This window comes from Micromonospora sp. NPDC005161, assembly GCF_053599855.1.
Genome location: NZ_JBSFYQ010000026.1, coordinates 1 through 21,152 on the forward strand (window position 1 = coordinate 1; position 21,152 = coordinate 21,152).

Here is a 21,152-nt window from a genome sequence, read left to right on the forward strand (position 1 = left end):
CCACTCCGGGCTAACTGCCGTGATCACCTGCACCCCCGGCATCCTGCCCGATCGTCCTCAACAGACAGACGCCAGGGTTACGAGACATCCCTTAGTTTTCCCCGCGCTGGGAACCATGGACCCCTTGGTTCACAGCGACACCACGTTTCACAGATGCGGCGGTGCGCCCCGCCCGCCGCGATAGGGACCTGAGGAGAACTGGTGCCGCTCCCGTCACTGACCCCCGAACAACGCGCTGCCGCGCTCGAGAAGGCCGCGGAGATCCGCAAGGCCCGTGCTCAGCTGAAGGAGCAGCTCAAGCAGGGCAAGACCACCCTCGGTGCTGTCCTCGAGCGCGCCGAGAGCGACGATGTCGTTGGCAAGCTCAAGGTGTCGGCCGTCCTGCAGGCCATGCCGGGCATCGGCAAGATCCGGGCTACCCAGATCATGGAGAAGCTCAAGATCGCCGACAGCCGTCGCCTGCGTGGCCTCGGCGAGCAGCAGCGCAAGGCACTGCTTGGAGAGTTCGCCGCCAACTGAACCTGGCAGCGTGTAGAAACAAGCAGTGAGCACGGATGACGAGGCGCGCCCGGCGGCTCGGCTCACTGTCCTGGCTGGACCTTCGGGTTCCGGCAGGGAGAGTGTCGTCGAGCTCGTCCGGGCGCGTTCTCCGTCCGTGTGGATCCCGGTGCAGGCGACCACCCGGCCGCGCCGGGAGCGGGAGATCGACGGGGAGGACCGGGTCTTCCTCGCTCCCGCCGAGTTCGACCGCCGGGTGGCCGCCGGCGAGCTGCTGGAGTGGTCCCGGATGGGCCCGCACTGTCGGGGCACCCCGTACCCACCGCTGCGCGCCCGGCTCGACGCGGGGCAGCCGGTGCTCCTCCCGCTCGACCTGACCGGCGCCCAACTGGTCCGGGCGCGACTGCCCGACGCGCGGCTGGTGCTGCTGAGCCCGCCCGGTCACCGACCCGACGCCGCCGTGGCGGCGACCTTCGAGCACGCCCTGACCCACGACCTCACCGATCGGGTGGTCGTCGAGCTGGTAGGCTTACTCGGTTCTTCTTATCCGGATCCGGCCTGGTCGCCTGTACGCGGCTGATGGCCGGCCGCCGTTGAGACTCAGCACCGCGTCCGCGCGGCTCGAAAGACGCAGAGGTTAATTCGTGGGATCCATCGCCAACCCCGAAGGCATCACCAACCCGCCGATCGACGAGCTCCTCGAGAAGACGACGTCGAAGTACGCGCTGGTCATCTTCGCCGCCAAGCGCGCGCGCCAGGTCAACGCCTACTACAGCCAGCTCGGCGAGGGCCTGCTGGAGTACGTCGGCCCGCTCGTCGAGACCACCCCCCAGGAGAAGCCCCTCTCCATCGCCATGCGCGAGATCAACTCGGGCCTGCTCACCGCTGAGCCGACCGACCAGCCGTAAGCCCCCACGCGTCGATGTCCGCCGGGATCGTCCTCGGGGTCGGCGGCGGCATCGCCGCCTACAAGGCCTGCGAGCTGCTGCGACTCTTCACCGAATCGGGTCACCGGGTTCGCGTCGTGCCGACCGCGTCGGCGCTCCGCTTCGTCGGAGCGCCGACCTGGGCAGCTCTCTCCGGTCAGCCGGTCGCCGACGACGTCTGGTCCGACGTGCACGAGGTGCCGCACGTGCGGCTCGGCCAGCAGGCCGACCTGGTGGTGGTCGCGCCGACCACCGCCGACCTGCTCGCCAAGGCCGCCCACGGGCTCGCCGACGACCTGCTGACCAACACGCTGCTGACCGCGCGCTGCCCGGTGGTGCTGGCTCCGGCCATGCACACCGAGATGTGGGAGCACCCGGCCACCGTGGCCAACGTCGCCACGCTGCGCGCCCGCGGTGTCCGGGTCATCGAGCCGGCCGTCGGCCGGCTCGCCGGCGTCGACACCGGCAAGGGCCGGCTGCCCGACCCGGCGGAGATCTTCGCGGTCGCGCGTCGGGTCCTGGCCCGGGGTGGGCCGGCACCCGCCGACCTGGCCGGCCGCCGGGTGGTGGTCACCGCGGGGGGCACCCGCGAGCCGCTGGACCCGGTCCGGTTCCTCGGCAACCGATCGTCCGGCAAGCAGGGCTACGCGTTCGCCCGGGCGGCCGTCGCCCGGGGCGCCCGGGTCACCCTGATCGCGGCCAACGTCTCCCTCGCCGACCCGGCCGGAGTCGACCTGGTCCGGGTGGGCAGCACCGGCGAGCTGCGGGAGGCGACGCTGAAGGCGGCCGTCGACGCCGACGCGGTGGTGATGGCGGCGGCTCCGGCCGATTTCCGGCCGGCGGCGTACGCGCCTGGCAAAATCAAGAAGTCGGACGACGGCGTCGCGCCCACCATCGAGCTCGTCACGAACCCGGACATCGCGGCAGAGCTCGGCCAGCGCAAACGACCGGAGCAGGTGCTGGTGGTGTTCGCCGCCGAGACCGGCGACGCGGAGGCCAACGGCCGGGCGAAACTCGCCCGGAAGCGGGCCGACCTGATCGTGGTCAACGAGGTCGGCGTGGACAAGGTCTTCGGCGCCGACACCAACACGGTGACGGTCATCGGCGCGGACGGCTCGGTCAGCCGGCTGCCCGAGCAGGCCAAGGAGGATGTGGCCGACTCCGTCTGGGATCTCGTCGTGGCGCGGCTGGCCGGCCGCTCCTGACGGGTGGAACAGGGCGCGACCGATCCCGACACCCACCGCAGCGGTGACTAGACTGCCGCGGAACGACCTCACACGCTTAGGAGTGCCGTGACACGCCGCCTCTTCACGTCCGAATCGGTCACGGAAGGCCACCCGGACAAGATCGCCGACCAGATCAGCGATGGCATCCTCGACGCGTTGCTCGCCGAGGATCCGCAGAGCCGGGTCGCGGTGGAGACCATGATCACCACCGGGCAGGTGCACATCGCCGGTGAGGTGACCACCAAGGCGTACGCCGACATCCCGACGATCGTCCGCCGGACCATCCTCGACATCGGGTACGACTCGTCGAAGAAGGGTTTCGACGGCGCCTCCTGCGGGGTCAGCGTCTCCATCGGCGCGCAGTCCGAGGACATCGCGCAGGGCGTTGACAACGCCTTCGAGCTGCGCACCGGAGCCTCGGAGAGCGCACTGGACGCGCAGGGCGCCGGGGACCAGGGCATGATGTTCGGCTTCGCGTGCTCGGAGACGCCCGAGCTGATGCCGCTGCCCATCGCGCTGGCACACCGACTGGCCCGCCGGCTGGCCGCGGTGCGCAAGGACGGCACCATCCCGTACCTGCGCCCGGACGGCAAGACCCAGGTGACCATCGAGTACGAGGGGCTGCGTCCGGTCCGGCTCAACACCGTGGTCGTGTCCAGCCAGCACGCCGCGGACATCTCGCTGGAGTCGCTGCTCACCCCGGACGTGCGCGACCACGTCATCGCACCGGAGCTGGAGAGCCTCGGTCTGGACACCGACGGCTACCGGCTGCTGGTCAACCCGACCGGCCGGTTCGAGATCGGCGGCCCGATGGGTGACGCCGGGCTGACCGGTCGCAAGATCATCGTCGACACCTACGGCGGGTACGCCCGGCACGGCGGTGGCGCGTTCTCCGGCAAGGACCCGTCCAAGGTGGACCGCTCGGCCGCGTACGCGATGCGCTGGGTGGCCAAGAACGTGGTCGCCGCCGGCCTGGCCGAGCGGTGCGAGGCCCAGGTCGCGTACGCCATCGGCAAGGCGCACCCGGTGAGCCTGTTCATCGAGACGTTCGGCACCGAGACCGTGCCGGTCGCCTCGATCGAGAAGGCCGTCACCGAGGTGTTCGACCTGCGCCCGGCCGCGATCATTCGGGACCTCAACCTGCTCCGCCCGATCTACCAGCAGACCGCCGCGTACGGCCACTTCGGCCGCGAGCTGCCGGACCTGACCTGGGAGAGCACCGACCGGGCCGCCGACCTCAAGTCGGCCGCGGGAGCCTGACCGCCACCAAGCGCAGCGACCGGCGACCCGCGGAAGGGTCGCCGGTCGCACGCGTCTGTGTGGATGTCCCGCTGGCTCACCTGGACCGGCCGTTCGACTACCTGGTGCCGGCCGAGCTGGACGCCTTGGCGGTGCCCGGCACCCGGGTGAAGGTGCGCTTCGCGGGGCAGCTCGTCGACGGCTGGCTGCTGTCCCGCGCCGACGACTCAGGGCACACCGGCCGGCTCGCCTACCTGGAGAAGGTGGTCTCTCCGGAGCCGGTGCTGGCGCCCGAGGTCGCCCGCCTGGCCCGTGCGGTCGCCGACCGGTACGCGGGCAGCCTCGCCGACGTGCTCCGGCTCGCCGTGCCACCCCGGCACGCCCGGGTCGAGAAGGAGGCCCACGGCGATCAGACCAGCACGCCGGCCTCCTCCGACGAGCCCGCCCTCGACCCGCGCGGGTGGCGGGACTACCCGACCGGTCCGGCTCTCCTGCGCGCGCTCACCGACGGCCGGGCGCCCCGGGCCGTCTGGTCGGCGCTGCCCGGCGAGGACTGGGCCGCCCGCTACGCCGACGCGGTCGCCGCCACGGTCGCCGGGGGCCGCGGAGCGGTGGTCGTGGTGGCCGACGCCCGCGACCTCGATCGGCTGGATGTCGCGCTCACCGGCGTGCTCGGCCCGGGACGACACGTCACCCTCTCCGCCGCGCTCGGTCCGGCCCGGCGCTACCGCGCGTTCCTCGCCGCCCGGCGGGGGGAGGTGCCGGTGGTGATCGGCACCCGGGCGGCGATGTTCGCCCCGGTGGACCGGCTCGGCCTGGTCGCCGTCTGGGACGACGGCGACGACCTGCACGCCGAGCCGCGCGCCCCCTATCCGCACGCCCGGGACGTGTTGCTCACGCGCGCACAGCTCGCCGAGGCTGGCGCGCTGGTCGGCGGGTACGCCCGCACCGCCGAGGCGCAGCTGCTGGTGGAGACCGGCTGGGCCCGGGAGGTGGTGGCCGACCGGGCGACCGTGCGGGCCCGTATCCCGGCCATCGCGCCGACCGGTGACGACCCGCAGTTGGCCCGCGACCCCGGAGCGGCCACCGCCCGGCTGCCCAGCCTGGCGTGGACGGCCGCCCGCGATGCCCTCCGGGCGGACCTGCCGGTGCTGGTGCAGGTGCCCCGGCGCGGCTACCTGCCCTCGGTCGCCTGCGCGGACTGCCGCACCCCGGCCCGCTGCGCGCACTGCGCCGGGCCGCTCGCGCTGCCCTCGGCCGGCGGCACCCCGGCCTGCCGCTGGTGCGCCCGGGTGGCCGCCGCGTACGCCTGCCCCGAGTGCGGTGGCCGGCGGCTGCGGGCCGCGGTGACCGGGGCCCGGCGTACCGCCGAGGAGCTGGGCCGGGCGTTTCCCGGCGTGCCGGTGCGCACCTCCGGCCGGGAGGAGGTGCTGAGCGACGTGCCCGGCGGCGCGGCCCTGGTGGTCGCCACGCCCGGCGCCGAGCCGGCCGCCGAGGGGGGCTACGGCGCGGTGCTGCTGCTCGACTCGTGGGCCCTGCTGACCCGGGCCGACCTGCGGGCCGGCGAGGAGGCGCTGCGCCGCTGGCTGGCCGCCGCGGCGCTGGCCCGCCCGGCCCCGGCCGGCCGGGTGGTGGTGGTCGCCGACGGCGCGCTCGCCCCGGTGCAGGCGCTGCTGCGCTGGGACGCCGGCTGGTTCGCCGGCCGGGAACTGGCCGAGCGCCGCGAGCTGGGCTTCCCGCCTGCGGTGCGGATGGCCAGTGTCACCGGCCCGGCCGAGGCGGTGGCCGACCTGCTCGCCGCGGCCCGGCTGCCCGACGACGCCGAGGTGCTCGGGCCGGTGCCGGCCGAGGAGGGCCGCGAGCGGATGCTGGTGCGGGTGCCCCGGGCCCGGGCCGCCGCGCTCGCCGAGGCGCTGCACTCGGCGGCGGGGGCGCGGGCGGCCCGCAAGGCCGCTGACCCGGTCCGCCTCCAGGTCGATCCGCTGAGCCTGTTCTGAGCCGGACGGCGGCTGGCGGGCCTGGTCGGAGGCGGTGTCCCCGCCCACCGCGTCCGGCAAAGCGCTGGTGCCTGGGTGGTAACATCGCCCGTCATGCCCGGGCGGACGACGGCTCCAGGTCGCGGCGCGGCGTCAGACGCGCCGAGCTGTAGCCTTCGCAGGGTGGCAGCGACGATGGCGGGAACGCGTCGGTCGGACGCGATGTCGATGATCTCAAACAGCCGGTGATCAGGGGTGGACCAGTCGTGACCGTTCGACACTCGATCGTCTTCAACGGCGACCTCGGCAGCGGCAAGAGCACCGTGTCGGTGGAGATCGCCAAACGGCTCGGCATGCGCCGGGTGAGCGTGGGTGACCTCTACCGGGAGATGGCGCAGCAGCGACAGATGACCGCGCTGCAGCTCAACCTGCACGCCGAGCTCGACCAGGCCGTCGACGGCTACGTCGACCAGCTCCAGCGGGACATCGCCGCCTCCGGCGAGCGCCTCATCATGGACTCCCGGCTGGCGTGGCACTTCTTCACCGACGCGCTCAAGGTGCACATGATCACCGAGCCCGGTGAGGCGGCCCGCCGCGTGCTGGCCCGGCCCTCCGGGCCGGCGGAGAGCTACGCCACGATGGAGGAGGCCAAGGCCAAGCTGCGCGAGCGCAGCGAGAGCGAGCGCAACCGGTTCATCATCCGGTACGGGGTGGACAAGGCCCGACTGCGCAACTATGACCTGATCTGCGACACCACCCGTGCCTCCGCCGCCGAGGTGGTCGAGCACATCGTGGCCGCGTACGAGGGGACGCTCGGCGACGAGGTGCTGCGCGACGACCCGCCGCTGCTGCTGCTGGACCCGGCCCGGGTCTACCCGACCGAGGACATCGCGACCCTGCGCGGGCTGTGGGACTCCGAGTTCGTCGGCGACGTGGCCGAGGCCGGTGACGCGGCCCTGGAGCCGCTGAAGATCGGGTTCACCGGTGAGTACTTCTTCGTCGTCGACGGTCACCGCCGGCTCAGCGCCGCCCTGCAGAACGGCTTCTCCCTGGTCCCCGCCCAGCTCGTGGCGGAGGTCGACGAGCCGGTGGTCGGCGGGATGAGCGCGATCGACTACTTCGCCGCGCAGGTGCGTCCGGGCCTGGTCTACGACTGGGAGGCCGCCCACAAGATCCAGCTGCCGCTGCCGGAGCCCGCGCTCCTCGGCGGCGACGCGGTCCTCGCGGGCGACCCGGGCGCCAGCGCCTGACCGCGCGGTCGCCCGCGTCCGGGCACGGCGGGGCGGGAGACTGACGCGGGCCGGTTCGGCGTCGTTTTCTCCGCTCCGGAGGATGCCAGGCGTCGGCGGCGTGGGCATGATGGAGCCTCCGACGCATCGACGGGGAGGCCGGCCATGGAGGCTGCCGAGGCGCTCACACTGCTCATGTCGCCGCAGGGGCGGGTCGACCCGTACCCGACGTACGAGCGGCTGCGGGCGCACGGGCCGGTGGTGCAGGCCCTGCCCGGCCTGTACGTGGTGACCGGCTACCCGGAGGTCGACGAGCTGCTGCGTGATCCCCGGCTCGGAGTGCTGGACGACGCCCTGCGGGACCAGGTCTGGCCGAACTGGCGCGAGAGCGCGGCGATCTCGTCGATCGCCCGGTCCATGTTGCGGACCAACCCGCCCGACCACAGCCGGATGCGCCGGCTCGCCGCAGGCGCGTTCAGCCCGCGCCGGATCGCCGGGATGCGCGACGTGGTGCGTGCCCAGGCCGAGGCCCTGCTCGACGACATGCTGGACCGTGCCGCGGACGGCGCGACCGTCGACGTGCTGGCCGACTTCGCGTACCCGCTGCCGGTGGGGGTGATCTGCGCGCTGCTCGGCGTGCCGGCAACCGACCGGCCGCTGTTCCGCCGCTGGGCCGGTGACCTGACCGGGGTGCTGGAGCCGGAGATCACCGCCGAGGAGCTGGCCGTCGCCGACGCCGGCGCCGCCGAGCTGCGCGCGTACTTCGCCGAGCTGGTCGCCGCCCGCCGCCGCGCGCCGGCCGACGACCTGACCACCGCGCTGGTCCAGGTGCACGACACCGACGGCGACCGGCTCACCGGCGACGAGCTGCTGGCCAACCTGGTGGTGCTGCTGGTCGCCGGCTTCGAGACCACCACCAACCTGCTCGGCAACGGGCTGGTGGTGCTGCTGCGGCACCCCGAGGCCGCCGCCGCGCTGCGTGCCGACCCCGGGCTCGCCCCGGCGTACGTCGAGGAGCTGCTGCGCTACGACTCGCCGGTGCAGCTGACCACCCGGACCAGCACCGCGCCGGTGCGCTGCGGCGGGTTGGACCTGCCGGCCGGCAGCACGGCGCTGCTGCTGCTCGGCGCGGCCAACCGCGACCCGCGCCGGTTCCCCGACCCGCAGCGCTTCGACCCGACCCGCGACCAGGCGCACCCGCTCTCCTTCGGCGCCGGCCCGCACTACTGCCTCGGCGCCGGGCTGGCCCGGCTGGAGGCGCAGCTGGCCTTTCCGATGCTGCTGCGCCGGCTGCCCGGGCTGGCCCTGGCCGGGACACCCCGACACCGCACCCGGCTGACCCTGCGCGGATACCAGAGCCTGCCGGTGACGCTGGGCACACCCGCGGTGGCCGATCGAGGTACGCCAGCCGGCGCCCACCCGGGCACTCCGTAGACTGGTACGGCACCGCTCGTCTCACCCCATGAAGGAGCCGTCCCGCGTGACCGTCCAGCCCATCCGTCTGTTTGGGGATCCGGTGCTGCGCACGCCGGCCGATCCGGTCGTCGACTTCGACGTCGAACTGCGTAGGCTCATCGCCGATCTGACCGACACGATGCGGGAGCAGAGTGGCGCCGGCTTGGCCGCGCCGCAGCTCGGTGTGGGCCTGCGGGTGTTCGCCTTCGACGTCGACGACGTGCTCGGGCACCTGGTCAACCCGGTGCTCGAATTCCCCGACGAGGAGGAGCAGGACGGCCCGGAGGGCTGCCTGTCCATCCCCGGGCTCTACTTCGACACCAAGCGCCGGCAGAACGTCATCGCCAAGGGCTTCAACGGCTACGGCGACCCGCTCCAGATCGTCGGCACCGGGCTGATGGCCCGCTGCGTGCAGCACGAGACCGACCACCTCGACGGCGTGCTCTTCCTGGACCGGCTCGACGCCGCCGGCCGCAAGGAGGCGATGAAGGCGATCCGCCAGGCCGACTGGTACGACCCGTCGACCCCGCCGGTGGTCAAGGTCAACCCGCACGCCGCGGGCAGCCCCTTCGGCCTGGGTCGGTGACCCGGATGCGTGTGATCTTCGCCGGTACACCGGCCGTCGCCGTCCCCGCCCTGGCCGCCGTCGCCGCCTCCCGGCACGAGCTGGTCGCGGTGGTCACCCGGCCGGACGCGCCCGCCGGACGCGGGCGCGGCCTGTCCCGCTCCCCGGTCGGCGAGTGGGCCGACGAGCACGGCATCGAGGTGCTCACCCCGGCCCGCCCCCGTGACCCGGAGTTCCTCGACCGGCTGCGCGAGCTCGCACCGGACTGCGTGCCGGTGGTCGCCTACGGCGCGCTGGTGCCGCCGGCCGCGCTGGAGATCCCCCGGTACGGCTGGATCAACCTGCACTTCTCGCTGCTGCCCGCCTGGCGCGGCGCCGCGCCCGTGCAGCACGCGGTGCTGCACGGCGACGAGCTGACCGGGGCCAGCGTCTTCCAGCTGGAGCAGGGTCTGGACACCGGTCCCGTCTTCGGCACCCTGACCGACGAGATCCACCCCGGCGACACCTCCGGTGACCTGCTGGAGCGCCTCGCCGGGTCCGGCGCCGGGCTGCTGGTGGCGGTGCTCGACGCGATCGCCGACGGCACCGCCCGCGCCGAGCCGCAGCCGGCCGACGGGGTGTCGCTGGCACCGAAACTGACCGTGGAGGACGCCCGGGTGCGCTGGACCGACCCGGCCTTCGCGGTGGACCGGCGGATCCGGGCCTGCACGCCGGCCCCGGGTGCCTGGACGACCTTCCGGGGCGAGCGGGTGAAGCTCGGCCCGGTGGTGGCGGCAGCCGACGGCCCCGATCTGAAGCCGGGGGAGTTGCTGGTGGAGAAGGCCCGGGTGCTGGCCGGCACGGCCACCGTGCCGGTGCGACTGGGCGAGGTCCGGGCCGCCGGCAAGCGGGCCATGCCGGCGACCGACTGGGCACGTGGCGTCCGGGTCAGCACCGGCGAGGACTTCGCGTGACCGCCCCGGAGGGGACGCGCCCCACGCGCTCCGGCCCGCCCGCCGGTCGCGGTGGGGACCGCCGGCCGGTACGACCGCCGCTGGACCGGCCGCGACGCGCGGCGTACGAGGCGGTGGCCGCGGTGCACCGCGACGACGCGTTCGCCAACCTGGTGCTGCCCACCATCCTGCGCGAGGAGGGGCTGTACGGCCGGGACGCGGCCTTCGCCACCGAGCTGACCTACGGCACCCTTCGCCACCTGGGCACCCTGGACGCGATCCTGACCGACGCGGCCGGCCGGGACGTGGCCCGGATCGACCCGCCGGTGCGCGACGCGCTGCGGCTCGGGGCGTACCAGCTGCTGCACACCCGAGTGCCCCCGCACGCCGCGGTCTCGTCGACCGTGGACCTGGTCCGCGCGGTCGCGCCGGGCGCCACCGGGTTCGCCAACGCGGTGCTGCGCGAGGTGTCCACCCTCGACGTGGACGGCTGGGTGGCGAAGCTCGCCCCGCCGATGGAGACCGACCCGGTCGGACACCTCGCCCTGGCGTACAGCCATCCGCAGTGGATCGTGCGGGCGTTCTCCGAGGCGCTCGGCGGTGATCTGGGCGAGACGGCCCGACTGCTGATCGAGGACAATGAACGCCCGCCGGTGCACCTGTGCGCCCGGCCCGGCCTGATCGACCCGGTGGAGCTGGCCGACCAGGTCGGTGGGGCGCCCGGCGCGTTCTCGCCGTACGCCGTCTATCTGCCCGGCGGCGCGCCCGGCGACATTCCGGCGGTGGTCGACGGCCGGGCCCACGTCCAGGACGAGGGCTCCCAGCTGGTGGCCAGCGCGCTCGCCGACGCGCCGCTGGACGGCCCGGACGGGCGCTGGCTGGACCTGTGCGCCGGTCCGGGCGGCAAGGCCGGGCTGCTCGGCGCGCTGGCCGCGCAGCGCGGCGCCCGGGTGACCGCGGTGGAGGTGGCCGAGCACCGGGCCCGGCTGGTTTCCCAGGCGACCCGGGGTCTGCCGGTGACCGTCCTGGCCATGGACGGCCGTGAGGTCGGCGCCGACCCGAAGCTGCCGGAGGGGCACTTCGACCGGGTGCTGGTGGACGCCCCGTGCACCGGGCTGGGGTCGCTGCGCCGCAGGCCGGAGTCGCGCTGGCGTCGCCAGCCCTCCGACCTGCCGCCGCTGACCCGGCTGCAACGGGAGTTGCTCGGTGCGGCGCTGCGTGCGGTTCGTCCGGGTGGGCTGGTCGCCTACGTCACCTGCTCGCCGCACACGGTGGAGACCCACGTGACGGTGACCGAGGCGGCTCGCCGCAGCGGGATGCCGGTGGACTTCGTGGACGCCCGGCCGCTGCTGCCGGCCGGTATGCCGGGCCTGGGCGACGGTCCCACCGTGCAGCTCTGGCCGCACCGGCACGGCACCGACGCGATGTTCCTCGCCGTGCTGCGCCGGGGCTGAGTCGCACCGCTTAGTTGAAAGGAAGGGCCCCTTATTAACGCCAGGCGTTAATAAGGGGCCCTTCCTTTCATTTGCGGTGGGTCAGGTGACCGGGAGGCCCTTGGTGCCGGCGCCCTTCATCGAGCGGGTCAGGTCCCGGTCGCTGATCCACAGGAAGCACTGCACGCCACGGTTGCCGTTCTTCCACTCCTGCTCGTACGGCTGGTAGTAGATCGTCCCGGCGCGGAAGTCGAGCTGGGAGTTGTCCGGCACCTTGGCGTATCTGGCGGTCACCGTCTGGCAGGCCCGGTGGGTCCGCTTGGTGGTGCGGTTGAACTCGGCGTAGCTGACGTCCGGGGCCTGCCAGACGCCGACGAACTCGGCGTGGTGCCGGCTGGTGCAGGAGACCGGCACCATCTCGTCGATGTCGTCCTTGACCAGCTTGGGGTTGAAGCAGCGGTACGCCAGCGGCGCCGCGCCGGTCAGCGCCCCCCGCAGGCTGCCGGTGCGCAGGCCGACGGAGGTGTCGTCGATGCTGGCGAGCTCGGTGACGTCACAGCGGTACCAGCGGGCCCCACCGGCCCAGGCCGGCGCGGACGGCAGCACGACGGTCAGGCCGAGGCGCCCGGAGCGCCAGTCGGCACCCACCGCCTTGCTGACCGCCTTGTCGCAGCTGGCCTGCGCGGTCCGCATGCCGACCGAGCCGGGCGGTGGGGGCGTCCCGCGGTTCGCGCCCGGGCCGCTGAGCGTGCCGACGTGCATGGTCTCCACCCGGTGCGACTCGGTGCACGCCACCGGGTTGTAGCCGGTCAGGTAGCCGACCTGCTGGGCGGCGTGGTGGCAGACCTCGCCGGCGGGAACGAACTGCTGCGCCGCGACGGGCGCCGGCCAGTCGTCGATGAGGTTCCGGTCGACTCCGGCGGGCGCGCCGCACCCGGCCAGCGCCAGGGCCGCCGTCGTGCCCGCGGCGAGCGCCGCCAACCACCGTCGCATCCCCCGACCTCCCGCCGCTGGTGGTCTCCGGCCGGCCCCCAGCCGCCCGGTAGCGCCACGGCGCAGCAGCATACGGCACCGGTGCTCAGATGGCGGGTAGTCCCTGTGGGCCCGCATTGCGCATCGAGCGGGTGAGTTTGCGGTCGTCACTCCACAGGAAACAGCGCACCCCACGGTCACCCTCCTCCCACTCCCGCTGTGACGGTGGGTAGTAGATGGACCCGGCCCGGTACGGCAGGTCGCTGTTGTTCGGCACCGCGGCGTACGTGGCGATCAAGGCCATGCAGCGTTGGTGCGTCTGCTCGGCGGAGCGGGTGAAGTCCGCCCAGCTCATGTCCCGTTCCAGGTAGACGCCGACGAACTCGGCGCGGTGCGGCTCCGTGCAGAGCACCGGCGCCATGTAGTTGAGGTTGTCGCCGATCAGCTTGGGGTCGAAGCACCGGTGCGTCAGTGGTGTGTCACCGATCAACGCGCCGCGCAGGCTGCCGGTGCGGTTCACCGGCCGGGTGTTGTCGATGCTGTCGGTCTCGCTGAGGTCGCAGCGGAACCAGCGCGCGCCGCCGGTCCAGGCGGGTGCGGAGGGCAGCGAGAGGGACAGGGTGAGCCGCGCCGTGTGCCAGTCGCCGCCGAGCACCTCCCGGGCCCGCTGGTCACATTCGGCGCGGGCGGTCCGCAGTGCCTGCGACCCCGGCTGCGGTCGGGTGGCGGCGCGTGCGGCGGGGCCGACGAAGGTGCCGACGTGGATCGCCTCGGCCAGGTGGCTGCGCGCGCAGTCCACCGTCTCGTACGTGCTGGCCTGCACGATGGAGGTGATCCGGGGCAGGCAGGTGTCGGTGGCGGGGGTGAACGGTTTCGGGGTCCGCAGCGCCGGCCAGTCGTCGGTGAGGTCACCGTCGGCGCCTCGCGCCGGCCCGCAGCCGGTCAGCAGGATCGTCGTGGCGCCGGCCAGCGCCAGCGCTCCGAGCCACCGTCGCATCGTCCGCCCTCCCGGGAGCTGGCGACCGGTCACCGCGCCCCGCGGCGAGACCCCGGCGGGCGTGCAGCCTACGGCACCGTCCCGGTTGGAGTGTCGTCGCGTTTCCGTCGATCGGCCAGCCGTTGATGTCTGTTCGTCCGGATTCGGCGGTCCGGACCGGCTAATTCTGCACCACTGGTCACTACTGGATCACAGCGCGTCCCCGATGGTGCCGCGGTGGGGCGGCGGGTTGCCGCGTTCGTACACTGGCCCCGTGACCGTACCGCCGCCCATCGTCGCGCCGAGCATCCTGGCCGCCGATTTCGCCCGTCTCGCCGAAGAGATCCGTGCCGTCGAGGACGCCGCGGACTGGTTGCACGTGGACGTGATGGACAACCACTTCGTGCCGAACCTGACCATCGGTCTGCCCGTGGTGCAGAGCCTGCGCGCCGTCACCGCGCTGCCGTTCGACGTGCACCTGATGATCGAGGACCCGCGTCGGTGGGCCCCCGGCTACGCCGACGCCGGGGCGTACAACGTGACCTTCCACGCGGAGGCGTGCGACGATCCGGTGGCGCTAGCCAAGGACCTGCGCTCCGCCGGGGCGAAGGCCGGGCTGGCCATCGACCGGGACACCCCGATCGAGCCGTACCTGGAGCTGCTGCCCAGCTTCGACACCCTGCTGATCATGACGATCAAGGCCGGTTTCGGTGGGCAGCGGTTCATCCCGCAACTGCTGGACAAGGTCCGCGCCGCCCGGGGGCACGTCGACGCCGGGCACCTGGAGCTGCGGATCGAGGTGGACGGTGGGATCGCCGCCGACACCATCGAGCAGGCCGCCGCCGCGGGCGCCGACGCGTTCGTGGCCGGCACCGCCGTCTACGGCGCCGCCGACCCGGCGGAGGCGGTACGTCACCTGCGGGCGCTGGCGGAACGCGCGGCTCCCGGGGCCTGAGATGGACCCCGAGGGCGACCGCAAGGACATCATCCTCGTCGTGGATGACGACGAGGACATCGCCCGTTTCGTCGAGTTCAACCTGCGGCTGCACGGCTTCGAGGTGATCCACGCCAGCGACGGCCAGGAGGCCCTCGAGGTCATCGAGCGGCAGCGGCCCGACCTGGCCGTGGTCGACCTGATGATGCCCCGGATCGACGGACTGGAGTTGACCCGGCGGCTGCGCGCCGACCCGATGACCTCCGCCCTGCCGGTGATCATGCTGACGGCCAAGGGGATGACCGTCGACAAGGTGCACGGGCTCAGCGCCGGCGCCGACGACTACCTGGTCAAGCCGTTCGACACCGCCGAGCTGGTGGCCCGGGTCTCGTCGACCCTGCGCCGCAACAAGGAGTTCCGGGAGGTCTCCCCGCTGACCGGGCTGCCCGGCAACAGCCGGATCCGTCGGGAGATCAGCGACCGGGTCCGGCACGGGGTGGACTACGCGGTCGGCTACGTCGACATCGACCGGTTCAAGAGCGTCAACGACCGGTACGGCTTCGTCCGCGGCGACGACTTCATCTCCGCGCTGGCCCGCAGCCTGCACCGGGCGGTGGTGGCGGTGGGCCTGCCCCCGGCCTTCCTCGGCCACGTCGGTGGCGACGACTTCGTCATCGTCTGCGCCCCGGACCAGGTCCGCTCGCTGACCTCCCGGGCGGTGGTCGACTTCGAGAAGGCGGCCGACACGCTCTACGATCCGACCGACCGGGAGCGCGGCTTCGTCGAGCTGAAGGACCGGCGCGGCACGATCCGCCGTGCGGCCCTGGTCACCCTCTCCATCGGCGTCTCCCTCTCCGACGCCGGCAAGCGGTTCACCGACCCGCTCGAGGTGATCGCGGTGGCCTCCGAGATGAAGACGGTGGCCAAGAGCCAGCCCGGGTCGTACGTGGCGGTGGACCGGCGGCGCGGCGTCACGTGAGCGTGATCCGGCTGTGAAGTAGCTCGCCTCGGTAGCGACGGACCCCCGTTTGCGTGTAAGACTGCCGGAGTACCCACCACGCGCTGGCGGGACTCGGTGAAATTCCGAACCGGCGGTGATCCACGGTCCGACCGTGGTAAGCCCGCGACCCGGACGGCTGTGCCGCCCGGTGGACCTGGTGAGAATCCGGGGCCGACGGTTGGGGGCGGTTCGTCCGCGCCCAGACAGTCCGGATGGGAGACAGCGCGCGGGACGGACGGGTCCGAGCTGGCCGCTGGCTTCAGCGTGCCGTGCCGACCCCCCCCGGGGCGGCTGTGCCGCACCCGGAATCCGCCGCCGCATGCCCTGCGGCCCATGCCGCCTCCCTGACCGCCCGCGCGCGGACCGGCGAGTGAGAGGGCAGGGACACGGCGATGGCCAGCGTCTCCGTCGATGAGGCGATGCGACGCGCGATCGAGCTGGCGGCGCGCGGGCTGGGAACCACCAGCCCCAACCCAGTGGTCGGCTGCGTGCTGCTCGACGCGGACGGCGCGGTCGTCGGTGAGGGTTTCCACGCCTACGCCGGCGGGCCGCACGCCGAGATCGTCGCGCTCGCCCAGGCCGGGGAGCGCGCCCGCGGCGGCACGGCGGTGGTCACTCTGGAACCCTGCGATCACACCGGCCGCACCGGTCCCTGCAGCACCGCGCTGGTCCAGGCCGGAGTGGGCCGGGTGGTGATCGCCGTACCCGACCCGAACCCGGTGGCCACCGGAGGCGCCGCCACGCTGCGTGCCGCCGGGGTTCGGGTGGACCTGGGAATACGCGGCGACGAGGCCGAGGCCGGCAACGTCGCCTGGTTGACCTCGATGCGCCGGGGCTGGCCGTACGTGATCTGGAAGTACGCCGCCACGGTCGACGGCCGGTCCGCGGCGGCGGACGGCACCAGCATGTGGATCACCTCGGAGGCGGCCCGGATCGACGTGCACGCGCTGCGCGGCACGGTCGACGCGGTCATCGCCGGGATCGGCACCGTGCTCGCCGACGATCCCCGACTGACCGCCCGCAACCTGCGCGACGGCAGCCTGGCCATCCGGCAGCCGCTGCGGGTGGTCGTGGACAGCTCGGGGCGTACCCCGGCCGACGCCCGGGTCCGCGACGGCGCCGCGCGGACCTGGATCGCGACCGCCGCCGAGGTGGGCGCCGGCTCGCACGGCGGGGTGGACCTACCGGCGCTGCTCGCGGCGCTGCACCAGCGCGGGGTCCGCGCGGTGCTGCTGGAGGGCGGCCCCCGGCTGGCCGGGGCGTTCCTCGCCGCCGGCCTGGTCGACAAGATTGTCGGGTACGTCGCGCCGCGGCTGCTCGGGGCCGGCCCGACCGCCCTGGTCGACGCCGGCGTGAGCACCATCGCTGAGGCAATTGATCTGGAGTTCGTCGACGTTACGCAGATCGGTCCGGATCTCCGGATCACCGCGCTGCCCCGTAAGAGGGAGGGCTGACATGTTCACCGGCATTGTCGAGGAGTTGGGCGAGGTCGTCCGGGTGTCGTCGACGGCGGGCGATTCGGCGCTGGTCGCCGTACGCGGCCCCCTGGTCACCTCCGACGCCCGCCATGGAGACTCCATCGCGGTCAACGGCGTCTGCCTGACCGTGGTGGAGGCGGCGGACGGTGTCTTCACCGCGGACGTGATGGGCGAGACGCTGCGCCGCTCCGCGCTGGGCGCGCTGCGCCCCGGCGACCCGGTCAACCTGGAGCGGGCCGCCGCGCTGGGCAGCCGGCTCGGTGGGCACCTGGTGCAGGGGCACGTGGACGGTGTCGGTGAGCTGATCTCCCGGGAGCCGGCCGAGCAGTGGGAGACGGTCCGGTTCCGGCTGCCCGCCGCCCTGGCCCGATACGTGGTGGAGAAGGGCTCGATCACCATCGACGGCGTCTCGCTGACCGTTGCCGAGGTGGGCGCCGACGAGTTCTCCGTCGGTCTGATCCCGACCACGCTGAAGCTGACCACGCTCGGCGCGAAGGGCGTCGGCGATCCGGTCAACCTGGAGGTCGACGTGCTGGCCAAGTACGTCGAGCGGCTGCTCGGCGCCCGGCTCACCGACGCCGACGGTCACGGGGTGGCCGCGAGCACGGGCGGGCTGGCCTGATGGGCCCGCTCGGCTGGCTGCTGGACGCCCAGGTGCAGGTGGCCGGCTCGCCGGTGCTGCTCCGGGAAATCGTCGGCAACGTGTTCGGGCTGGTCTCCGCGCTCCTCGGCCTGCGTCGACTCGTCTGGGCCTGGCCGGTTGGCATGATCGGCAACGCGCTGCTGTTGACCGTCTTCCTCGGCGGGGTCTTCGCCACCCCGCAGGAGCACGACCTCTACGGGCAGGCTGGCCGGCAGGTGTTCTTCTTCGCGGTCAGCGTCTACGGCTGGTGGCGCTGGCGGCGCAACCGCCGGGCCGACGCCGGGCAGGCAGCGGTCGTCCCACGGTGGGCCACCGGGCGGGAGCGGCTGGCGATGCTGCTGGTCGCCGCGGTCGGCACCGCCGCGGCGTACCCGGTGCTCGCCGCACTGGGCTCCTGGGGCCCGCTGCCGGACGCCTGGATCCTCACCGGCAGCCTGCTGGCCACCTACGGCATGGCCCGCGGCTGGGTGGAGTTCTGGCTGGTCTGGATCGCGGTGGACGCGGTCGGCGTGCCGCTGCTGCTGCGCGGCGGGTTCTACCCGTCGGCGGCCATGTACCTGGTCTACGGCGCGTTCTGCGCCTGGGGCTTCGCCGCCTGGTGGCGCACCTCGCGCGCCACGCGGCCCGCCGTCTCACTCCCGCCCACCTACAAGGAGGCCGTCGCATGAGCAGCTTCGCGAGCATTGAGCAGGCGGTCGCCGAGATCGCGGCCGGCCGGCCGGTCGTCGTGGTGGACGACGCCGACCGGGAGAACGAGGGCGATCTGATCTTCGCGGCCGAGCTGGCCACGCCGGAGGTGCTGGCGTTCATGGTGCGGTACACCTCGGGCTACATCTGCGTCCCGCTGACCGAGAGCGAGGCCGACCGGCTGGACCTGCCGCCGATGCACCACACCAACCAGGACCGGCGCGGCACCGCGTACACGGTGACCGTGGACGCCCGGGAGGGAATCAGCACCGGCATCTCGGCGGCTGACCGTGCGCACACCATCCGGCTGCTCGCCGACGCGGCCACCGACCCGACGGACCTGGCCCGGCCCGGGCACGTGGTGCCGCTGCGGGCTCGCGAGGGCGGGGTGCTGCGCCGGCCGGGGCACACCGAGGCGGCGGTGGACCTGACCCGGCTCGCCGGGCTGCGCCCCGCGGGCGTGCTCTGCGAGCTGGTGAACGACGACGGCACCATGATGCGGATGCCGGACCTGGAGAAGTTCTGCGCCGAGCACGGCCTCACGCTGATCACCATCGCCGACCTGATCGCGTACCGGCGGCGGAACGAGAAGCAGGTCGAGATGGTCGCCGAGGCCCGGATGCCGACCCGCCACGGGGTGTTCCGGGCGCTCGGCTACCGCGCCGAGCACGACCCTGCCGAGCACATCGCGATGGTCCTCGGTGACCTCGGTGACGGCCAGGACGTGCTGGTCCGGGTCCACTCCGAGTGCCTCACCGGGGACGTGTTCGGCTCGCTGCGCTGCGACTGCGGGCCGCAGTTGGACGCCTCGCTGGCCCGCGTCGCGCGGGAGGGCCGGGGCGTCGTGCTCTACGTGCGCGGACACGAGGGGCGCGGCATCGGGTTGCTGCACAAGCTCCAGGCGTACCAGTTGCAGGACCTCGGGCGGGACACCGTGGACGCCAACCTCGACCTGGGTCTGCCGGCCGACGCCCGGGACTACGGGACCGGCGCGCAGATCCTCTACGACCTGGGTGTGCGCTCGATGCGGCTGCTGACCAACAACCCGGCCAAGCGGGCCGGGCTGGAGGGCTACGGGCTGACGATCACCGGCCGGGAGGGGCTGCCGGCCGGCGCGCACCCGGAGAACATGCGCTACCTGCGCACCAAGCGGGACCGGATGGGTCACCTGCTGGACGAGTTGGACGAGGTGAGCGAGGCGCCGCTGGGGCGTCCGGTCGCCAACGACGAGATCGGAGCATGACGATGGCGGGGTTCGGTGAGCCGGGGGTCGACGCGGTGGACGCGGCGGGGCTGACCGTCGGGGTGGTGGCGGCCCGGTGGCACGGGGAGCTGACCGACCACATGCTGGAGCGGGCGGTGGCCGCCGCCGAGGCGTGCGGCGCCCGTTCGGTGGTGGCCCGGGTCGCCGGCTCGGTCGAGCTGCCGGTGGTCGCCCAGGCCCTCGCGCGCCGCTGCGACGTGGTGGTCGCGCTCGGCGTGGTGGTCCGTGGCGCCACCGCGCACTTCGACTACGTCTGCCGTTCGGTGACCGACGGGCTGACCCGGGTGGCGCTGGACGAGGGCAAGCCGGTGGCGCACGGCGTGCTCACCGTGGAAAACATCGAGCAGGCCCGGGACCGGGCCGGGCTGCCCGGGTCGGCGGAGGACAAGGGCTGGTCCGCCACCGTCGCCGCGCTCGACGCCGCGCTGGCCGTCCGGACGCTCGCCCACAACGGCCAGCGGGTCGGCTTCAGCGGCTGACCGGCCGGCTGGAAGAATCGCGTTCCGTGAAGACGTTCGAGGAGTTGTTCGCCGAGCTGCAGGCCAAGGCCGCCGCCGGCACCCCGGGCTCGGGCACCGTCGCCGCCCTGGACAAGGGGGTGCACTTCATCGGCAAGAAGGTCGTCGAGGAGGCGGCCGAGTCGTGGATGGCCGCCGAGCACGAGGGGCCGCAGCGCACCGCCGAGGAGATCTCCCAACTGCTCTACCAGGTCCAGGTGCTGATGCTGGCCAGCGGTCTCGAACTCAAGGACGTCTACCGACATCTGTGAGTGCCCCACCCGTTGATCGCCATCCGGATCGAAGGAGCACTCCGTCATGCTGCGTGTCGCCATTCCCAACAAGGGCACCCTGGCCGAGCCGGCCGCCCAGATGCTGCGCGAGGCGGGCTACCGCCAGCGCACCGACCCCAAGGATCTCGTCTGCCGGGACGAGCCCAACGACGTCGAATTCTTCTACCTGCGTCCCAAGGACATCGCCACCTACGTCGGCTCCGGTGACCTCGACCTCGGGATCACCGGCCGGGACCTGCTGATCGACTCGGCCGCGCCGGCCGAGGAGGTCGTCGACCTCGTCTTCGGTCAGGCCACCTTCCGCTTCGCCGCCCGCCCCGACGACATCGCCTCGGTACGGGACCTGGGCGGGCACCGGATCGCCACCGCGTACCCGGGGCTGGTCGAGCGGCACCTCGGCGAGCTGGGCGTCAAGGCCGACGTGATCCGCCTCGACGGCGCGGTGGAGAACGCCGTCCGGCTCGGCGTCGCCGACGTGGTCGCCGACGTGGTGGAGACCGGCGCCACCCTGCGCCAGGCGGGCCTGGTGGTCTTCGGCGAGCCGCTGCTGCGCTCCTCGGCGGTGCTGGTGCGCAGGGCCGGAGCGCCGGGGCACCCGCAGGCCGAGCAGTTGCTGCGCCGTCTGCACGGCGTGCTGGTGGCCCGCCGTTACGTGATGCTCGCCTACGACGTGCCCGCCGGCCTGCTGGACCGGGCCAGCGGGCTGACCCCCGGCATCGAGTCGCCCACGGTGTCGCCGCTGCACCGCGAGGGATGGGTGGCGGTGCAGGCGATGGTGCTCCGCGACGACGTGCACCGGATCATGGACGAGCTGTACGAACTGGGCGCCCGGGCCATCCTGGTCACCAACATCCACGCCTGCCGGCTCTGACGGCTGCGGTGGCTCGGCGGGTGGTACTCGGCCGGGCGGGTGCGGGTGGCAGACTGGC

Annotated in this window: 22 protein-coding genes and 1 riboswitch; of the genes, 20 read left to right on the forward strand and 2 right to left on the reverse strand. The window is 73.5% G+C overall.

The window, feature by feature from the left end; all coding sequences use genetic code 11:
• Positions 1–201 precede the first annotated feature (201 nt).
• The 11 genes from mihF to ACWD5O_RS23290 all read left to right on the forward strand — a co-directional run bounded on the left by mihF (position 202) and on the right by ACWD5O_RS23290 (position 11,500).
• A complete protein-coding gene (gene mihF, locus ACWD5O_RS23240) occupies positions 202–519 on the forward strand; it encodes an integration host factor, actinobacterial type (RefSeq protein ID WP_030335662.1) in 318 nt (105 codons plus the stop codon).
• A gap of 25 nt (positions 520–544) precedes the next feature.
• The gene (locus ACWD5O_RS23245; protein WP_354964241.1) at positions 545–1,078 is read left to right on the forward strand and encodes a nucleoside/nucleotide kinase family protein; all 534 of its coding nucleotides are present in this window, start codon (positions 545–547) and stop codon (positions 1,076–1,078) included.
• Positions 1,079–1,142: 64 nt separating this feature from the next.
• Positions 1,143–1,406, forward strand: coding sequence for a DNA-directed RNA polymerase subunit omega (gene rpoZ, locus ACWD5O_RS23250; protein WP_030335666.1), 264 nt, complete (start codon positions 1,143–1,145; stop codon positions 1,404–1,406).
• A 14-nt stretch (positions 1,407–1,420) separates the two neighbouring features.
• Positions 1,421–2,629, forward strand: a complete 1,209-nt coding sequence (gene coaBC, locus ACWD5O_RS23255) for a bifunctional phosphopantothenoylcysteine decarboxylase/phosphopantothenate--cysteine ligase CoaBC (protein ID WP_450086539.1) — start codon at positions 1,421–1,423, stop codon at positions 2,627–2,629.
• A gap of 87 nt (positions 2,630–2,716) precedes the next feature.
• Positions 2,717–3,910, forward strand: coding sequence for a methionine adenosyltransferase (gene metK / locus ACWD5O_RS23260; protein ID WP_450086540.1), 1,194 nt, complete (start codon positions 2,717–2,719; stop codon positions 3,908–3,910).
• Between the two features lie 59 nt (positions 3,911–3,969).
• Positions 3,970–5,886 (forward strand): primosomal protein N', encoded by a 1,917-nt coding sequence (locus tag ACWD5O_RS23265; RefSeq protein WP_354964243.1) that lies wholly within the window; start codon positions 3,970–3,972, stop codon positions 5,884–5,886.
• Positions 5,887–6,131: 245 nt separating this feature from the next.
• The gene (locus ACWD5O_RS23270) at positions 6,132–7,115 is read left to right on the forward strand and encodes an AAA family ATPase (RefSeq protein ID WP_450086541.1); all 984 of its coding nucleotides are present in this window, start codon (positions 6,132–6,134) and stop codon (positions 7,113–7,115) included.
• Between the two features lie 144 nt (positions 7,116–7,259).
• A complete protein-coding gene (locus ACWD5O_RS23275) occupies positions 7,260–8,528 on the forward strand; it encodes a cytochrome P450 (RefSeq protein WP_450086542.1) in 1,269 nt (422 codons plus the stop codon).
• Positions 8,529–8,574: 46 nt separating this feature from the next.
• A complete protein-coding gene (gene def, locus ACWD5O_RS23280; RefSeq protein WP_450086543.1) occupies positions 8,575–9,135 on the forward strand; it encodes a peptide deformylase in 561 nt (186 codons plus the stop codon).
• A gap of 5 nt (positions 9,136–9,140) precedes the next feature.
• On the forward strand, positions 9,141–10,067 hold the full coding sequence (fmt, locus tag ACWD5O_RS23285) for a methionyl-tRNA formyltransferase (protein WP_450086585.1): 927 nt from the start codon (positions 9,141–9,143) through the stop codon (positions 10,065–10,067).
• Complete coding sequence (locus ACWD5O_RS23290; protein ID WP_450086544.1) at positions 10,064–11,500, forward strand: RsmB/NOP family class I SAM-dependent RNA methyltransferase; 1,437 nt, start codon at positions 10,064–10,066, stop codon at positions 11,498–11,500. Before fmt ends, ACWD5O_RS23290 begins: the two co-directional genes overlap by 4 nt.
• Before the next feature lie 81 nt (positions 11,501–11,581).
• On the opposite strand, the gene ACWD5O_RS23295 is transcribed toward ACWD5O_RS23290, so the two are convergent.
• Together ACWD5O_RS23295 and ACWD5O_RS23300 are read right to left on the reverse strand one after the other, a co-directional pair.
• On the reverse strand, positions 11,582–12,472 hold the full coding sequence (locus tag ACWD5O_RS23295; protein WP_450086545.1) for a septum formation family protein: 891 nt from the start codon (positions 12,470–12,472) through the stop codon (positions 11,582–11,584).
• Positions 12,473–12,557: 85 nt separating this feature from the next.
• A complete protein-coding gene (locus tag ACWD5O_RS23300) occupies positions 12,558–13,448 on the reverse strand; it encodes a septum formation family protein (RefSeq protein ID WP_450086546.1) in 891 nt (296 codons plus the stop codon).
• 253 nt (positions 13,449–13,701) lie between these two features.
• Between ACWD5O_RS23300 and rpe the strand changes: the two genes are divergently transcribed.
• The 9 genes from rpe (at position 13,702) to hisG (ending at position 21,094) form a co-directional block, all read left to right on the forward strand.
• Positions 13,702–14,382: a ribulose-phosphate 3-epimerase gene (rpe, locus tag ACWD5O_RS23305; protein WP_354964249.1), complete on the forward strand. Its 681-nt coding sequence runs from the start codon at positions 13,702–13,704 to the stop codon at positions 14,380–14,382.
• Between the two features lies 1 nt (position 14,383).
• Positions 14,384–15,340 (forward strand): response regulator, encoded by a 957-nt coding sequence (locus ACWD5O_RS23310; RefSeq protein ID WP_354964250.1) that lies wholly within the window; start codon positions 14,384–14,386, stop codon positions 15,338–15,340.
• A 78-nt stretch (positions 15,341–15,418) separates the two neighbouring features.
• A riboswitch (FMN riboswitch) is annotated at positions 15,419–15,589 on the forward strand.
• 164 nt (positions 15,590–15,753) lie between these two features.
• Complete coding sequence (ribD, locus tag ACWD5O_RS23315; protein WP_354964251.1) at positions 15,754–16,815, forward strand: bifunctional diaminohydroxyphosphoribosylaminopyrimidine deaminase/5-amino-6-(5-phosphoribosylamino)uracil reductase RibD; 1,062 nt, start codon at positions 15,754–15,756, stop codon at positions 16,813–16,815.
• Position 16,816: 1 nt separating this feature from the next.
• Positions 16,817–17,461 (forward strand): riboflavin synthase, encoded by a 645-nt coding sequence (locus tag ACWD5O_RS23320; RefSeq protein ID WP_354964252.1) that lies wholly within the window; start codon positions 16,817–16,819, stop codon positions 17,459–17,461.
• Positions 17,461–18,150, forward strand: coding sequence for a nicotinamide riboside transporter PnuC (gene pnuC / locus ACWD5O_RS23325; protein ID WP_450086547.1), 690 nt, complete (start codon positions 17,461–17,463; stop codon positions 18,148–18,150). The genes ACWD5O_RS23320 and pnuC overlap by 1 nt, the downstream gene beginning before the upstream one ends.
• A complete protein-coding gene (locus tag ACWD5O_RS23330) occupies positions 18,147–19,412 on the forward strand; it encodes a bifunctional 3,4-dihydroxy-2-butanone-4-phosphate synthase/GTP cyclohydrolase II (protein ID WP_450086548.1) in 1,266 nt (421 codons plus the stop codon). The genes pnuC and ACWD5O_RS23330 overlap by 4 nt, the downstream gene beginning before the upstream one ends.
• A 2-nt stretch (positions 19,413–19,414) precedes the next feature.
• Positions 19,415–19,912: a 6,7-dimethyl-8-ribityllumazine synthase gene (gene ribH / locus ACWD5O_RS23335; RefSeq protein ID WP_354964339.1), complete on the forward strand. Its 498-nt coding sequence runs from the start codon at positions 19,415–19,417 to the stop codon at positions 19,910–19,912.
• 26 nt (positions 19,913–19,938) lie between these two features.
• Positions 19,939–20,202: a phosphoribosyl-ATP diphosphatase gene (locus ACWD5O_RS23340; RefSeq protein ID WP_089016570.1), complete on the forward strand. Its 264-nt coding sequence runs from the start codon at positions 19,939–19,941 to the stop codon at positions 20,200–20,202.
• Positions 20,203–20,248: 46 nt separating this feature from the next.
• Positions 20,249–21,094 carry an ATP phosphoribosyltransferase gene (hisG, locus tag ACWD5O_RS23345; protein WP_354964255.1) on the forward strand — a complete coding sequence of 282 codons (846 nt, stop codon included), beginning with the start codon at positions 20,249–20,251 and terminating at the stop codon, positions 21,092–21,094.
• The last annotated feature ends 58 nt before the right edge of the window (positions 21,095–21,152 follow it).